The sequence below is a fragment of the Bradyrhizobium sp. 141 genome (assembly GCF_023074055.1).
GTDB lineage: Bacteria > Pseudomonadota > Alphaproteobacteria > Rhizobiales > Xanthobacteraceae > Bradyrhizobium.
The window spans coordinates 224,474-238,817 of sequence record NZ_JADPKR010000103.1 but is presented as its reverse complement, the minus strand read 5'-3'; the positions used below and the strand labels follow the sequence as shown (position 1 = coordinate 238,817).

General features: G+C 63.6%; 13 protein-coding genes. 7 read left to right on the top strand and 6 right to left on the bottom strand.

Annotation, left to right across the window (positions count from 1 at the left end):
* Positions 1-16: 16 nt before the first annotated feature.
* The gene (locus IVA81_RS32480; RefSeq protein ID WP_247325748.1) at positions 17-979 is read right to left on the bottom strand and encodes a lytic transglycosylase domain-containing protein; all 963 of its coding nucleotides are present in this window, start codon (positions 977-979) and stop codon (positions 17-19) included.
* 177 nt (positions 980-1,156) lie between these two features.
* Here IVA81_RS32480 and IVA81_RS32475 point away from each other — a divergent pair, with 177 nt between their 5' ends.
* The gene (locus tag IVA81_RS32475; protein ID WP_247325745.1) at positions 1,157-2,191 is read left to right on the top strand and encodes a L,D-transpeptidase family protein; all 1,035 of its coding nucleotides are present in this window, start codon (positions 1,157-1,159) and stop codon (positions 2,189-2,191) included.
* Here IVA81_RS32475 and IVA81_RS32470 read toward each other — a convergent pair.
* From IVA81_RS32470 to IVA81_RS32460, 3 genes are all read right to left on the bottom strand, one after another.
* Entirely contained in the window at positions 2,188-2,475 is a 288-nt protein-coding gene (locus IVA81_RS32470; RefSeq protein ID WP_246921294.1) for a hypothetical protein, read from the bottom strand. The genes IVA81_RS32475 and IVA81_RS32470 overlap by 4 nt on opposite strands.
* Before the next feature lie 76 nt (positions 2,476-2,551).
* Positions 2,552-3,409, bottom strand: a complete 858-nt coding sequence (locus IVA81_RS32465; RefSeq protein ID WP_247325730.1) for a VOC family protein — start codon at positions 3,407-3,409, stop codon at positions 2,552-2,554.
* A 149-nt stretch (positions 3,410-3,558) separates the two neighbouring features.
* Complete coding sequence (locus tag IVA81_RS32460) at positions 3,559-4,749, bottom strand: urate hydroxylase PuuD (RefSeq protein WP_247325727.1); 1,191 nt, start codon at positions 4,747-4,749, stop codon at positions 3,559-3,561.
* 209 nt (positions 4,750-4,958) lie between these two features.
* Between IVA81_RS32460 and IVA81_RS32455 the strand changes: the two genes are divergently transcribed.
* A complete protein-coding gene (locus tag IVA81_RS32455) occupies positions 4,959-6,293 on the top strand; it encodes a sorbosone dehydrogenase family protein (RefSeq protein WP_247325714.1) in 1,335 nt (444 codons plus the stop codon).
* A gap of 60 nt (positions 6,294-6,353) precedes the next feature.
* Here IVA81_RS32455 and IVA81_RS32450 read toward each other — a convergent pair whose 3' ends face one another.
* A complete protein-coding gene (locus IVA81_RS32450) occupies positions 6,354-7,154 on the bottom strand; it encodes an SDR family NAD(P)-dependent oxidoreductase (RefSeq protein ID WP_247325694.1) in 801 nt (266 codons plus the stop codon).
* A gap of 256 nt (positions 7,155-7,410) precedes the next feature.
* Here IVA81_RS32450 and IVA81_RS32445 point away from each other — a divergent pair, with 256 nt between their 5' ends.
* From IVA81_RS32445 to cyoD, 4 genes are read left to right on the top strand one after another with little or no spacing between them, the layout of a single operon-like run.
* Positions 7,411-8,244, top strand: a complete 834-nt coding sequence (locus tag IVA81_RS32445; RefSeq protein WP_247325692.1) for a cytochrome ubiquinol oxidase subunit II — start codon at positions 7,411-7,413, stop codon at positions 8,242-8,244.
* The gene (gene cyoB, locus IVA81_RS32440) at positions 8,234-10,234 is read left to right on the top strand and encodes a cytochrome o ubiquinol oxidase subunit I (RefSeq protein WP_247326073.1); all 2,001 of its coding nucleotides are present in this window, start codon (positions 8,234-8,236) and stop codon (positions 10,232-10,234) included. Before IVA81_RS32445 ends, cyoB begins: the two co-directional genes overlap by 11 nt.
* Positions 10,234-10,875 carry a cytochrome (ubi)quinol oxidase subunit III gene (locus tag IVA81_RS32435; RefSeq protein ID WP_247325689.1) on the top strand — a complete coding sequence of 214 codons (642 nt, stop codon included), beginning with the start codon at positions 10,234-10,236 and terminating at the stop codon, positions 10,873-10,875. The genes cyoB and IVA81_RS32435 overlap by 1 nt, the downstream gene beginning before the upstream one ends.
* A complete protein-coding gene (gene cyoD / locus IVA81_RS32430; RefSeq protein WP_247325686.1) occupies positions 10,872-11,258 on the top strand; it encodes a cytochrome o ubiquinol oxidase subunit IV in 387 nt (128 codons plus the stop codon). Before IVA81_RS32435 ends, cyoD begins: the two co-directional genes overlap by 4 nt.
* A 356-nt stretch (positions 11,259-11,614) precedes the next feature.
* Here the strand turns inward: cyoD and IVA81_RS32425 are convergent, their stop codons facing one another.
* Entirely contained in the window at positions 11,615-12,403 is a 789-nt protein-coding gene (locus IVA81_RS32425; protein ID WP_247325683.1) for a thermonuclease family protein, read from the bottom strand.
* A gap of 199 nt (positions 12,404-12,602) precedes the next feature.
* Here IVA81_RS32425 and IVA81_RS32420 point away from each other — a divergent pair, with 199 nt between their 5' ends.
* Positions 12,603-14,201, top strand: a complete 1,599-nt coding sequence (locus IVA81_RS32420; RefSeq protein ID WP_247325665.1) for a GMC family oxidoreductase — start codon at positions 12,603-12,605, stop codon at positions 14,199-14,201.
* Positions 14,202-14,344 lie beyond the last annotated feature (143 nt).

Sequence of the window (14,344 nt, the reverse complement as noted above, 5' to 3'; positions counted from 1 at the left end):
CGGGTGGCTCCGAACACTAACCCGACGGCCGTTCGCGTGATGCGAAGCGAACGGCGCGGGCCTTCGCGCTCTTTCCGGCCGCGCGTGCCGCAATCATGCTGCGTGCCTTACCATGGGCCGTGGCATTCTTCCGGAGCATAATCGCGAACCGCTTGCGCGCGCGGTTCGTCGGTTGGCGCGCGGCGAGCTGTTCGGCCTTGCGAATGATGGTCGTGACCGAAGGCGTCAGGTTGACCGGAACCCAGGCGACGTCCTTTGTCTTCGAGAGACTGCCGAAACCTTCGCAGGGCGCTTCGCGCGGAAGGTCGATCCGGATCGCAAGTGCCTCGGATCGCTCGGTCCAGTCCTCGGCCTTGGTGCCAGTGATGATGCGGACATAGTCGCGCGTCTCGCGCGGCAGCTCGCTCTCTTTGCCGAGCCATTTCTGGATGCGGCCCGGGCCTGCATTGTAGGCGGCGGCGGCGAGGCCGAGATTGCCGAAATCGTCACGCAGCTTGCGCAGGAATTTGGCCGATGCAGGCAGCGCCTTCATCGGATCGAAGGGATCATCGAGCCCGACCTCGGCGGCGGTCCCGGGCATGAACTGCGCGACGCCCTGCGCGCCGGCGTGGCTGACCTCGTTGGATTTGAACCGGCTCTCCTGCCAGATCAGCCGCGCGAAGAACGGCACCGGAATGCCGCTGGCTTCGGCAGCCTCGCGAAGCGCATGACAAAATTTGTCCGTCGGTGAAACCGGCGCCTCGACGACAGGTTCGGCCGCGCGCGGTGGCTCGATTGTTTCCTCATACGCCGCGCGCGCGTTGGCGAGCTCGATGGCCTGCACGCTGGCAAGGAAGAGCTCGACCACTGGAACAAGTGACGAGGCATGATTGTTCTTGAGAACGGCGGTGTCGATAGTTGATGTTTGCCGCGACGCCGACGGATCGAGGTCGCACATCAGAATCAGAAACGCGGCGCAAGCCGCGACGACAAATCGCATTTGCTGGGGCAACCTCGAACTGTGGGGTGAACGGCCAGCGATGCGCCGGCGATAGGAAGTTCTTAACCTTCCGATTGCGGCAAAGCTGCGGTCTCGTCGGTTCCTTCGGTGTTAGTACGGTGTTCCAAAAAAGAAACTGCCCGCGGATTTGCGGATCATTGTTTGGGACGAGCGATCATGATGCGATGGATGCTTGGCGCGGTGATGTCGCTGTGGTTCATCTGCCCTGCTCTCGCGGGCAATCTCGATGCGAGAGCGGTGAATGACGCTGCGCGTCCCGAAAAGCAGCCGGCTGCGGACAAGATCACCGCGCCGGTGACGAAGCTTCAGATTTTGCTCGATCGTGCGCAATTCTCTCCTGGCCAGATCGACGGCAAGCTCGGCGAGAACGCGCAGAAGGCGCTGAAGGCGTTTGCCGAGCAGAACGGTGTCGGATTCGACAAGACGATCCCCCCTGAACTCTGGGACAAGCTGAACGCGGCGAGCGAAGGTTCTGCCCTCGTCGACTACAAGATCACCGACGCAGATGTGAAGGGGCCGTTTCTCAAGAAGCTGCCGGCCAGGCTCGATGACATGAAGTCGCTGGAGGCGCTGAGCTACACCAGTCCGCTCGAAGGGCTCGCGGAGAGATTCCACATGAGCGAAGAGCTGTTGAAGGCGCTCAATCCGGGAAAGGCTTTCGATAAAGCCGGCGAGACCATTGCCGTGGCCAGCGTGCCGGCGCGACGCGAGCTTCCGCGCGTCGTTCGGATCGAGATCGACAAGACGCACGCGACGCTGAAGGCTTACGAGGGCTCCGGTCGTCTGGTCGCGTTCTATCCGGCGTCAATCGGCAGTCCGGATCGCCCGACGCCGACGGGGACGCTGAAGGTTACCGGCACCAATGAGCAGCCGACTTATCACTACAATCCGGAGTACAAGTTCAAGAGTGTCAAATCCAAAAGGCCGTTCGACATCAAGCCGGGGCCGAACAATCCGGTGGGTTCGTACTGGATTGGCTTGTCGGCGCAGGGTTATGGCATTCATGGAACGGCGGAGCCCGACAGGGTCAGCAAGTCGGCGTCCCACGGCTGCATCCGGCTGACCAATTGGGACGCGCGCGTGATCGGCGAGAACGTCAAGCGCGGCACGACTGTCGTCTTCCTCGATGCGCCGACGGACTCTTCCTCGAAGCAGCAGGGCAAGGCGGCCGGCAAGCGCGCCGCGAACTAATCCTTGAACTCGTCCTTGGGAAAATCCTTGCGCATCGCGATCTCGGCGGCATCGCCGGGCGACAGCACGGTCTGGTCGAAGGCCGCTTGCGGCTTCGTCATGATGTCGTAGAGCGAGATGCCTTTGATGGGCTTGCCCATGAGCTCCCGGACGCAGTCGGCGAGCGAGCCGTTGTAGACGAGATAGGGCGGACCTCTGTCCTTCTGCCTCTCGCCCTTCAGCGACGGCCACTTCTTCAGCTCGGCCGGCGCGTCATAGGCGATCGGCGATCCCTCTTTGAACATGCGTTTGGCCCCGGTGGCTTGGATCGCGGGAATCCTAGGGCCGCCGGGTAAACAGGCGTTAAAGAATTAGTTCAAATCAGCCGGCAATGAAGGCGAGCAGGGTGCCGCTGGCCCTGGCCGGCGGCACGCAGATCGCAGGTCCACTGCGCACGGCCGCCGAGCCCAGTGCCGTCTCGGTTGCCGCGAGATCGCCGCTGACGAGCACCAGCGCCGCGCCGCCACGCTCGGAGAGGCCGGCGAGCGGCACCCCGGGATAGCGCTCGGCGAGCTGCTCCAGCGTCAAATAGACGAAGTCGGCGCGATCGCCGCCGGAGTGCACCGTGACCGCGCCATCGGCTTCGACCTTCGGCTCCCGGTCGATCAGCCGTCCCAGATGCGCGGCTTCCTGTGCGGGCTCGGGCGTTGCGATCAGCGTCTGCTTGATCCGCTTGGCGGCATTGGCGTGCCGCATCAATTCGGGAATCCAAACCGTTTCGCGGGTCTTGTGCTGGCAGGCGAAGATGCGCACGCCCCCGGGCGCTTCCGCGGTCGGCCACATGAAGGTACGGAATTTTGCCGCCGAGACGGTGCCATTCGGCAGCGTCACCGGCCGTTCGAAATCAGTCGGGCCGATCGGCGTCAGGCCGCGCGCGCGGATCTCCTCCGCGCCGGCGGCGGAATCGACCGCGGTGAAGGCGATACGCTCGATACCTTCGCCGCGCTGGTCCAGGAACGCCCGCGCCGGCGCGTTGTGCTCGGTCGCGGTGAGCACGCCGAGTAGCTCCATATAGTCAGGGTCGAACATGATAGTGTAGTTGCCGGTGCCCATATGCGCACTATGCGTGCCGCGCGGGGAGACGGTGAAACCGAGTTGCCGGTAGTTCTCGGCGGCCTTGTCGAGGTCCTGCACCATGATTACGGCGTGGTCGATACCGATGACGTTGTTGAGGGCCACTGTTCTTTCCCCGCGAATGCAAACTGACTTCAGGCCGCGCCGGCGACCGCAAGGTCTTGTCTACGCCGGATAAGCGGTCAAGTCATTTTCTAATCGACAGGCGATATGGAATTTCATTCCGCGAAATGCGGCATCGACGCGTAGTGGCGTCAGCGCGCCTGCTCGATATAGGCGGCAAGGATCGCACGCTCCTCGCTGGTCATCTCGGTGATGTTGCCCGGCGGCATCGCGCTCGACCAGGCCGCGACACGGCCGATCAGGCGGATGTTGCGATGGATGTGCTCGGGCGCGTCGAGCAAAATGCCCTTCGGCGCGGTGACGATGCCGGCCCAGACCGGTTCGGCCGCGTGGCACATGCTGCAGCGGGACGTCACGATCTCCTCGACATTGGCGAGCGTCGGCCGAGACGACAGCGCGCCCGTCCTCACCTCGCGTGGACCGGCCGCTGAAAGGAAGAGGATCGCGATCACGCCGATTCCCGCGACGCCCCACACCCACCACGGCGATTTGCGCCCGGCACGCCGCGCGTTGAAGAAGTGGCGTATCACGGGGCCGAGCGCCAGGATGATGGCGACGATGATCCAGTTGAAGCGCGTGGCGTAGAGCAGGGGATAGTGATTGCTGATCATCAGCACGACCACAGGGAGCGTCAGATAATTGTTATGGACCGAGCGTTCCTTGCTGGCCTTGCCGAGCTTTGGATCGGGCGCTTGCCCCGCGATCAGGCTGGCCACGATCTTCTTCTGGTTCGGGATGATCAGTGCGAAGACGTTGGCGACCATGATGGTGCCGATGATCGCGCCGATCTGGTTGAAGGCACCGCGTCCGCTCAGCACATGGGTGAAGGCATAGGTCAGCGCGATCAGGAATAGATAGCCGCCGATGGCAAAGGGCAGCTCGCGCTGCGCAAGCCCGGTGCGACAGGCGGCTTCATAAAGCAGCCACGCCAGCGCGAGGCTCGCGAGGCTGAACAGCCCGGCCTGGAATGGCGTGAGGTCGAGGATCGACTTGTCGACCAGAAACAGATCGGCCTCGAGATAATACACCACCACCATCAGCGCGAAGCCGGACAGCCAGGTGGTGTAGGCCTCCCATTTGAACCAGGTCAGATCGTCCGGCATCTGGCTCGGGGCCACCAGATATTTCATGATCCGGTAGAAGCCGCCGCCATGGACCTGCCAGGCTTCGCCCTGCACGCCATCAGGCAGCTCAGCCTTCGGCTTGAGACTGAGATCGAGGGCAATGAAATAGAAGGAACTGCCGATCCAGGCGATCGCGGCGACCACGTGCAGCCAGCGGAGCAGCAGGCTCGCCCATTCCGATATGACGGATCCCCACATGATCTTCCCATCAGTCGCGACAGCGATGCCGCAGCTTTGATGACCGCAACCCCCGCCTTTACAATGTGTCGCACCTATCCGCAGTGTTTTCCAGTACGATGGGTTGCACCTGATGCCCATCGTGCGGGCATCAGCTGACGTGGGATGTGGCAGAGCTTCGACCTGCCGCGGTGGTGTCGAAGTTCGAGACTGCAGGCCGGGAGGACAACGTGAAGAGCAGAATTTTGTCCGTAGCGATATCCGCGGGACTGCTGGTTGCGACCGGCGTGCAGGCCGAGCCGGTGCTGCAAGGCAAGGATGCCTATGGCGATTGGCGGGCCGACAAGCCTGGTACGGTCAGGCTGATCCGGCCGCAGGATCTGGTCAGGCCCGGTGCGACGCGGTCGGTGGCGAGCTCGTCGTGCGTGGTGCCGCGTCCGCCCGAGGCTGCACTCCAGGTGCCGGCCGGATTCAAGATCGAGCTGTTCGCCGAAGGCTTGCGCGCGCCGCGCATCGTGCGGGTGGCGCCGAACGGCGATGTGTTCGTCGCAGAGACGCGGTCGGGCAACATCCGCGTCCTGCGCGCAGGCGAGGGCGGTAAAGTCGCGAGCAACGACGTGTTTGCCAGCGGCCTGCGGCAGCCGTTCGGCATCGCCTTCTTTCCGAGTGGCGACAATCCGCAATGGGTCTATGTCGCCAACACCGACAGCGTCGTCCGCTTTGCCTATCAGGCCGGCGATCTCAAGGCGCGCGGCAAGGCCGAGACGATCGTGGCGAGCCTGCCGCATGATGGCGGCCATTCCACCCGCGACATCGTCTTCACGCCTGACAACAAGCGCATGCTGGTGTCGGTCGGCTCGCTCAGCAACGTCGCCGAAGGCATGGGCACGCCGCCGGGCGGGATGGAGGTTTGGTCGAAAGCGCAACCGCTCGGCGCGGCCTGGGCCAGCGAGACCGAGCGCGCCGCGGTGCTGGCCTTCAATCCTGACGGCAAGGAGCGGAAGATCTATGCCACCGGCATCCGCAATTGCGTCGGCCTTGCGATCCAGCCGCAGACCGGACTGCCCTGGTGCTCGACCAACGAACGCGACGGCCTCGGCGACGATCTCGTGCCCGATTACGTGACCAGCGTGAAGGAGGGCGGCTTCTACGGCTGGCCGTGGTTTTATATCGGCAACAATGAAGACCCCCGCCACGCCGGCGCGCGGCCGGACCTCAAGGACAAGGTGACGGTGCCGGATGTGCTGGTTCAGCCGCATTCGGCTTCGCTCGGCATGACGTTTTATCAAGGCACGCAGTTCCCGCCCGAGTATCAGGGCGACGCGTTCGCCGCTGAGCACGGCTCCTGGAATCGGTCGAAGCGCACCGGCTACAAGGTGATCCGCATCAAGATGAAGGACGGCAAGCCGACGGGCGAGTATGAGGATTTCGTCACGGGGTTTGTGGTGAGCGACACGGAGGTGTGGGGCAGGCCGGTGGGGGTGGCGGTTGCGAAGGACGGATCGCTGCTGATCTCGGAAGACGGCAACGGCACGATCTGGCGTGTAACAAGCGTGCGGCAGTGACGGTGCACCCTCCCCTGGAGGGCCCCTCCAGGGGAGGGTAAGAGCACCGCACTCGCGGCTCTACCCCCGCCTCACGCTCGCTCCGCCATCCACCGGCAGCGTCACGCCGGTGATGAAGTCCGCTTCATCCGACGCCAGGAACAGCGCGGCATTCGCGACGTCCCATCCGGTGCCCATCTTCCTGCGCAGCGGCACCTTGCTGTCGCGTTCGGCTTCGACCTCGGCGCGGGTCTTGTGCCATTCGCGGGCGCGGGTGTCGACGGCCATCGGCGTGTTCATCAGGCCGGGCAGGATGACGTTGGCGCGGATGCCGTATTCGGCGTTCTGGTAGGCGAGCTGTTCGGTGAAGGCGATCATCGCCGACTTCGTCGCCTTGTAGGTGACGTAAGGGTAGGTCGTGATCGCCGCCATCGAGGAGATGTTGATGATGGCGCCGCTTCGCTGTGCGCGCATGATCGGGATCACCTCCTTCGCCGCGAGAATACAGCTCTTCAAATTGATCGCGACGACGCGGTCGAACGCCTCTTCGGTCAGTTGCAGCAACTCGGCGTCGCCGCCGGCAAGGCTGACGCCGACATTGTTGTGCAGCACGTCGATCCGGCCCCAGCGTGATTGTGCATCCGCCACCATCGCCTTGATGTCGGCAGCCTTGGTCACGTCGGCCTTGAAGGCCGTGGCGGTTCCTTGCTTTGCGGTGATCATCGCAACCGTTTCCTGCACCGATTCCAGATGGTGATCGACACACAACACCTTCGCGCCCTCGCGCGCGAAGGTCAGCGCAGTGGCGCGGCCGTTACCCATGCCTTCGCCGGGGCTCTGGCCGGCGCCGACGACGATCGCAACCTTGTCCTTCAAGCGCATCTCATTTCACTCCCCGGCTCGAGTCCTGTTCATCCCATTATTTTCGTGCAGATTAGCAACGGCCCCGCGCGGAGAGAAGGGCGGCGCTCCTGCGTTCATGTCATTGACATCACATGGAATTGCATGTTGCGGCCGGCCCATCGCGCATGGCTGCCCCTTGCGGTTCAGGAACCGTTCCGGGGTCGCGGCGTTTGTTGCGGAGCCTTTCCCGCGCTAGGCTCAGTCCCGGGGCTTCCCAACCGCCAGTGGCTTGCCGATGAATCTGCTCGATCCGCAAGGGCCCGTGGCTGCGGCCAACAGCACCATCCTGGTCGATTCCGTCTTCATCATGCTCGTGATCGTGGTGCCGACCATCTTCGCGATTCTGGCCTTTGCGTTCTGGTTTCGCGCCTCCAACCCGCGCGCGCGGTTTCAGCCGGACTTCGTCTATTCCGGCCGGGTCGAGATGGTGGTGTGGGCCATTCCGGCGCTCACCGTCATCCTGCTTGGTGGCGTCGCCTGGATCGGCTCGCACCAACTCGATCCCGCGGCACCCGTGCCCGGTACCGGCAGCCCGGTCCGTATCCAGGCCGTCTCGCTCGACTGGAAATGGCTGTTCATCTATCCGGATCAGCGCATCGCCACCGTCAACACGCTGACGGTGCCGGCCGGCGCCGAGCTGAATTTCCAGCTGACGTCATCGAGCGTGATGAACACGTTCTTCATCCCGCAGCTCGGCAGCATGATCTACACCATGAACGGCATGGTGACGAAGCTGAACCTGCGCGCCGACAATGAAGGCAAGCTGCAGGGATTGTCGGCGCATTTTTCCGGCGACGGTTTTCCCGACATGATGTTCGACGTCAACGTGGTCTCGCCGCTCGCCTTTCCGGAATGGGTGGCGACGACGGCAAAGACTGATGCTGTGCTGAATGAGGACAGCTACAAAAAGCTGATGCAGCAGGGTATCGAGAAGGGCAGGCCGATCTATCGCCTGGAAGATCCCCGCCTGTTCGACCTGATCGCGACCCAGCACATTCCGCCAGGTCCTGGACCGGAGCTCGCATCCGAAGCGGGCCGGCCGCACAGTGGAGGCCATGATGCTCGGTAAGCTCGATTGGTCGGCCATTCCGTTCGACCAGCCGATTCCACTCATCGCGGGCGCGGTGGTGCTGATCGCGATCCTCGCGGTGCTGATCTGGGTCGTGGTGAAGGGACATCTGCCCTACCTCTGGCATGAGTGGATCACCAGCGTCGATCACAAGCGGATCGGCGTCATGTACATTCTGCTGGCTTCGGTGATGCTGCTGCGCGGCGGCAGCGACGCCATCATGATGCGGATCCAGCAGGCGGTCGCCTATCAGTCGCAGGGCTATCTGCCGCCGGAGCACTACAACCAGATCTTCTCGGCGCACGGCACCATCATGATCTTCTTCGTCGCGATGCCGTTCGTGATCGGCCTGATGAACCTCGTCGTGCCGCTCCAGCTCGGCGTGCGCGACGTCGCGTTCCCGACGCTCAATTCGGTCGGGTTCTGGCTGACTGCGACCGGCGCGCTGCTGGTCAATCTCTCGCTCGTCATTGGCGAATTCGCGCGCACCGGCTGGCTCGCCTTTCCGCCGCTGTCGGGGCTGTCCTATTCACCGGGTGTCGGCGTCGATTACTACGCCTGGTCGCTCCAGATATCCGGCGTCGGCACGCTGGTGGCCGGCATCAATCTCGTCACCACCGTGCTGAAGCTGCGCACCAAAGGCATGAACTATCTGCGCATGCCGATGTTCTGCTGGACCACGCTGGCCTCGAACCTCCTCATCGTCGCGGCCTTTCCGATCCTCACCGCCACGCTCGCAATGCTCTTGCTCGACCGTTACCTCGGCTTCCACTTCTTCACCAACGAGGCCGGCGGCAACGTCATGATGTTCATGAATTTGATCTGGGCCTGGGGTCACCCGGAGGTCTACATCCTGGTGCTGCCGGCCTTCGGCATCTTCTCCGAGGTGGTGTCGACGTTCTCCGGCAAGGCGCTGTTCGGCTATCGCTCGATGGTGCTCGCGACCATGGCAATCTGCGTCGTCTCCTTCATGGTCTGGCTGCACCATTTCTTCACGATGGGTGCCGGCCCCGACGTGAACGCCATCTTCGGCATCGCCAGCATGATCATCGCGATACCGACAGGCGTGAAGATCTACAATTGGCTGTTCACGATGTATGGCGGCCGCATCCGTTTCGCGACGCCGATGCTGTGGTCGGTCGGCTTCATGGTGACATTCATCATCGGCGGTCTGACGGGCGTCCTGCTCGCCGTGCCGCCAGCTGATTTCATGCTTCACAACAGCATGTTCCTGGTGGCGCACTTCCACAACGTCATCATCGGCGGCGTGCTGTTCGGTGCCTTTGCCGGCTTCGAATACTGGTTTCCGAAGGCGTTCGGCTTCCGCCTCGACGAGCGCTGGGGCAAGGCCGGATTCTGGTTCACCTTCCTCGGCTTCTTCATCACCTTCATCCCGCTCTACATCGCCGGCATGCTCGGCATGACGCGGCGGATGCAGCATTATGACGTCGCGGCGTGGCGGCCCTGGATGATCGTTGCAGCCGCTGGCATGGCGGTGTTGACGATCGGTGTGATCTGCCAGATCGTGCAGCTCGTGGTCAGCATCCGCAACCGCGAGGCTTTGCGCGACCGCACTGGCGATCCCTGGGACGGCCGCTCGCTGGAATGGGCGACCTCGTCGCCGCCGCCCGTGTTCAATTTCGCCTTCAATCCGGATGTGCGCGGCGAGGATGCTTATTGGCACATGAAGGCTCACGCCCAACAGCAATCGCTCGAACGCGACAGGCCGGAATATCAGGACATCGAGATGCCCCGGAATTCCCCGACCGGCTTCGTCTGCGCGTTCTTCGCCACCATCATGGGCTTTGCGCTGATCTGGCATATCTGGTGGATGGTGATTCTGGGCGGTCTCGGCGCGTGGGCAACCTTCGTCGTGTTCGCCTGGCGGGACCACGACGAGTACGTCATCCCGGCCGAGGAGGTCGCGGCGATAGACCGCGTCAATCTCGAGGAGCGGCGCAGCCTCATCAGCATGGCGGGAGCAGCCTGATGGCGATGACCGCGACCGCCGGCCACGCGCACGCCGATCCCCATCACATCGGCGTTGTCATCGAACATCCCGGACCCGCCTCGAAGCGGATCGTGACCGCCTACGGCTTCTGGATCTTTCTGCTCTCCGACATCGTGATGTTCTCCTGCTTCTTTGCCGCCTATGCGGTGCTGTCCGGCCAGACTGCCGACGGCCCGAAAGGCTCGGAGATATTCGAGCAGAGGAATGTCGCGATCGAGACGGTCTGCCTGCTCTTGTCGAGCTTCACCTGCGGCATGGCGAGCATCGCCGCCGATGTGCGCAACCGGTTCTGGTTCTATCTCGGCATGACCGTGACCTGCGTGCTCGGGCTCATATTCCTCGTCCTCGAGTTCCGCGAATTCGCCGATCTCGTCGCGCGCGGCTATGGCCCGTCGCGCAGCGCCTTCCTGACCGCGTTCTTCTCGCTGGTCGGCTGCCACGGCCTGCATGTTTCGGCCGGCGTCTTGTGGCTGCTCACCATGATGGCTCAGGTGTTCGCCAAGGGCTTTCGCGCCGATGTGCTGCGCCGGATGATGTGCTTTGCGTTGTTCTGGCACGCGCTCGATATCGTCTGGGTCGGAGTGTTCTCGGTCGTCTACCTGCTTGGGAGTGGCGCATGAGCGATCAGACGCATATGCCGGCCGGCCACGATCTCGCGCCGGGTGACGAAGAGCAACACAGTGTCGGCACCCGCATCCTCGGCTACGTCGTCGGCCTTGTCCTGGCGCTGCTGCTCACGGCGACGTCGTTCTTCATCGCCGGCACCGATCTGGTCTGGCAGCCCTCGATCCCCGTCGCGCTGATCGTGCTCGCGATCGCGCAGATGGGCGTGCACTTGGTGTTCTTCCTGCACATTACTACCGGCCCCGACAACACCAACAACGTGCTGGCGCTCGCCTTCGGGCTGCTGGTGGTGTTCCTGGTGGTCGGCGGCACCGTCTGGATCATGGCGCATCTCAACGCGAACATGCCGCCGATGGACCAGATCATGATGCGCCAGTAGCGCGGGACGATGAGCTGTAATGCGCTGACTTCGCTACGTCGTCATGGCCGGGCTTGTCCTGGCCATCCACGTCTTGATCCGCGGCACGAAGAACGTGGATGCCCGGGACAGGCCCGGGCATGAGGGACTCGGTTTGCAGCACCGCACAAAAAAGAAGAGCCGCTTGTGGTGACAAGCGGCCCAAGTCTAGGGAGGAAACGCCCAAGCAAGGCAATCGGGCCGGAGCCGGATTGCCGCCAAGGAAACGCACGCGCAAGCGCTTGCGTCCGCTTACAAATGCGGCAACTCCCGATGAAGTTCAATTCCGGATCAATACGGTCTAGGACTACCACTCATGGGTGCGTGAACAGCTTTGTTCACTTCGGGCGACGGCAATTATAGGCCTTGCGGAAGCCGGCCGCCTGGGCGTCGTCTTCCGAGCAGAACCAGCGGTCTGGCTTGGTGGTCGCCGGGTAGCTCGGGCAGCCCCGCAAATGATAGATGCCGATATTGCCGGTGACGCGGGCACGCACCGCGAGCTTGCCCTTGATGCTGCAGCTCGGCGGCATCGTCAGCTCTTCCGGGAACAGCACGGTGCGAATTTCCTTGTCCCGGTCCTGGCGGCACGCAGCGCCCAGGAGTGCGCCGTCCTTCTTGCCGGCGCGGAAGTCTTGCGGTGCAACAAAGCAGCCCTTCCAGATGCCGACGGCGGCTGTCTTCGCTTCGGTCGCGGCCGGCTTGACGTTCGCCTTGATCGGCTCCCGCGCGATAGCAAAGCCGAGCTTGACCAGCTGTTCGTTCAAAGTCGATTTGTCGCCCTCGGCCGTGCAGATCGCCCGGTGCCGCTTGCCAAAACTCTTCTCCGGCCCGACATCGTCACAGCGCACCGTCCGCTTGCCGATCAGCTTGGTCAGCTGGTCGCGAGCCTCGATGCCGCAGGTCCAGGGATCGGCGTGATCGTCGATACAGACCTGGTCCAGCTCGGGCGCGTCGACGCCGTCGAGCCGATAGGTGGCGTCGCCAAGCTGGATGGAGTTGCCGTCGCGGACCGTCGCGGCGGCGGTCAGCGCGGAAGCCGGCTCGGAGGATGCCAGGAATCCGGACAAGGCGAAAAACCCAACGAGCGCAAAAGCGCGGGCGGCGGCAAAGACATTTCGGAAGGACATACGGTCTCGCTATCGATTGCTCGGGCGCCTGTTCCTAGCATCCGGACGTGGCGATACCAATGGTCTGCACCCTGCGAAGTGCGACATTCCGGCCTCGCGGCTTTACTCCCCGCCTGCTCTGATCCTATCGTTCGCGGGCCTTGCCAACCGTGCAGGCCGAATCGCCGGAAAGCGGCGAGGGCGGGAGGAAAAGGTTGCGATGAAAGACCCCGTGGACGTCCTGATCATCGGCGCCGGCGCTTCGGGCGCTGCGGTGGCGTGGTCGCTGGCCGAGACTAAGATGCACATTCTCTGCCTGGAGCAGGGTGGCTGGATGAACCCGGCGGAATATCCGAGCACCGGCCGCGACTGGGAGGCCAAGTTCTACGGCGAATGGTCGTCGAGCCCGAATGTCCGCGGCCGGCCCGAGGACTATCCTGTTAACGACGACAATTCGCCGATCAAGGTCGTCAACTACAACGCGGTCGGCGGCTCGACGGTGATGTACACCGCGCACTGGCCGCGGCTGCATCCCTCCGATTTCAAGGTGAAGACGCTCGACGGCGTCGCCGACGACTGGCCGATCGACTATGACGCGCTGACCCCGTTCTTCGAAGAGAACGACAAGATGATGGGCACGTCAGGGCTATCAGGCGATCCGCTCTCGCCGCTGACGCATCCGCCGATGCCGCAGCAGCCGATGGGATTGACGGGGGCGATCTTCGGCAAGGCCATGAACAAGCTTGGCTGGCACTGGTGGCCGTCGGACACGACGGTCGCGACGATGGACTATGAGGGCCGGGCGCGCTGCATCAATCTCGGCCATTGCACGCCGGCCTGCGCGCAGGGCGCAAAGTCTTCCACGGACATCACCTATTGGCCGCATGCGATCCGCGCCGGCGTCGAGCTGCGCACCCATTGCCGGGTGCGGGAGATCACCACCGACGAGAACGGCATGGCCTCGGGCGTGGTCTATTACGACAAGGACGGCGTCGAGCAGTTCCAGCCGGCGCATGTCGTCATCATCGCCTGCAACGGCGTCGGCACGCCGCGACTGCTGCTGAACTCGGCGTCCTCGCGCTTTCCGAACGGCCTCGCCAATTCGTCCGGCCTCGTCGGCAAGAACCTGATGTTCCACCCCTACGCGCAGATCTACGGCTATGTGAAGGAGCCGACCGACTCTAACCGCGCGCCGCCGACCTGCCTGTGGAGCAAGGAGTGGTACGACACGGACTTGTCGCGCGGCTTCGTGCGCGGCTATGGCGTCCAGTTCGTGCGCGGGGCAGGTCCCGTGTTCGAGGCCGTGGTCAGCGAGCAGAAGGGCATTCTGCCCTGGGGCGATGACCACCATCGCGTGTTCCGCAAGCTGAACGGCCATCGGCTGGGCTTCTCCGCGATCTGCGAGGATCTGCCAGAGGAGCACAACCAGGTCACGCTGGATCCGGTGCTGAAGGACAGCCACGGCATTCCCGCGCCGAAGATCGACTACACGATCAGCGAGAACAGCCGGAAGATGATGGAGCATGCGCTGGCGCGCGGCCGGGAGGTCCTCGAGACCGCCGGGGCGACCGACATCTGCATTAACTCGCCCATCCCTTGGGGCGGCTGGCACCTGCTCGGCACCGCGCGGATGGGCACCGATCCCGCGCGTTCCGTCGTCAACGAATGGGGCCGCACGCACGACGTGAAGAACCTCTTCATCGTCGACGGCAGCATCTTCGTCACCTCTGGCGGGGTGAACCCGACCTCCACCATCCAGGCCCTTGCGCTGTACATCGCCGACCAGATGAAGCAGCGCCTGGCCAATTTGTTTGACTGAACATGACGAAGAATGAAGCGACCTCCGCGCTCGGTGCACCTCTCCCGCTTGCGGGAGAGGTCGGCGCAACGCGCCGGGTGAGGGCTCTTTCCTCTGGGGGATTCCCTCTGTGGAGACACCCTCTCCCCAACCCTCTCAGCGCG